General features: G+C 41.9%; 2 protein-coding genes. Both read left to right on the top strand.

All coding sequences use genetic code 11. The features are described 5' to 3' along the window. The coding region (locus F6K49_RS48380; RefSeq protein ID WP_293109796.1) for a response regulator at positions 1–778 on the top strand (778 nt) is incomplete at its 5' end. A 4-nt stretch (positions 779–782) separates the two neighbouring features. Then, complete coding sequence (locus F6K49_RS48375; protein ID WP_293109794.1) at positions 783–1,331, top strand: hypothetical protein; 549 nt, start codon at positions 783–785, stop codon at positions 1,329–1,331. The last annotated feature ends 150 nt before the right edge of the window (positions 1,332–1,481 follow it).

Here is a 1,481-nt window from a genome sequence, read left to right as displayed (position 1 = left end):
ACCTTGGCCAATAGGCCAAGGTTCTCCCGAGTTGAAGGTTAGCAGGTTGAATGTTGAAAGTTCTCCCGAGTTGAAAGTTAACAGGTTGAATGTTGTTGGCCACGCTACGCGAACAACCAACACTAACCTTCAACCAGCCAACCTTCAACCTTCAACCAACACTAACCTTCAACCAGCCAACCTTCAACCTTCAACCAACACTAACCTTCAACCAGCCAACCTTCAACCTTCAGCCAACCTTGGCCAAAAGGCCACGCTTCGCGAACAACCTGCTAACCTTCAACCAGCCAACCTTGGCCAAAAGGCCACGCTTCGCGAACAACCAGCTAACCTTCATGGTAACCTTTCTAAAACCTTTTTAGTCGTCGATGATTCCATTACTGAGCGACAAAATTTAAGCCTAATTCTCGAACGGAATGGTAACCAGGTGGTGCAAGCTAAAGATGGTTTAGAGGCGATAGAACTATTGCGAAAAAGTCATGGTGTTGATCTGATCATCTGTGATTTAGAAATGCCACGGTTAAACGGTCTTGAGCTTTTGAGTCTTAGTCATCAAGAGCCAGCTTTAGCTGATATTCCTATTATTATGCTCACCTCCCGTAGTCAAAAAAAATACAAACAACTTGCTACCGAACTTGGGGCTATGGCTTATTTAACTAAACCGTATTTAGATGAAGAGATTTTAGCAACAATTAATAACGTGTTAAGGATGAAGGATGAATTATATATAGCAAAGGGAACAGAGAACAGGGAACAGGGAATCGGGACTCGGGAGTAAGGAGATGAAAAAAGTCCGAGTTATTGTCTTTAAAATCGCTAAGTATTGGTTAGCGTTACCAATGACAGTCGTCTTAAACGTTAGGGATTTTCCCAGCAACATTAAGGAAAGTAGTAGGGATAACAGACTAATTCATCTAGACAATCGAACCTTGACGCTGCTGCCTTTAAAACCAATACTGGTCAAACCTAGTAAAGCTAAGCTAAGCCTAGATCAAAGTTTAGACAAAACCGCTGCTGTCACAAAATCTCCTATGGATTTATCCAGTGTTGGCGATTTTTTGATCATCGTTAAAACTCCTAGGGGAGAAGCCTGCGCCATACCGCTTGATAGGCTACCGACTATGATCGATTTACCCTTATCAACGATTCGTAAATTGCCAGACTCTTACAGTCAAAGCTATCTCCTTGGTATGGCAAATTATGTCGCTGTATCGCAATGGCCAAAAGGCCACGCTACGGAAACGGAAGCAGAAAAATTAACGATTTTTTTGCTAGATTTAGAACGAGCATTGAGTGTAGCAATAGCTTATAGAGCAGGGAGTAGGGAGTAGGGAACAGGGAATAGGGAATTGGTAATAAGGAGACAAAATCTCTGTACATCATAGCTATGATAAATGCTATATATCAATGTCCTAACCTTAATCTATAGTGCTATAAGCGGTTGGCTTTAAATGCGATCGCTGTGATAATTGTTTATCCCA

The organism is Moorena sp. SIO3I6, from assembly GCF_010672095.1.
The sequence above is the reverse complement of the archived record's forward strand: the minus strand, read 5'-3'. Positions and strand labels throughout refer to the sequence as shown.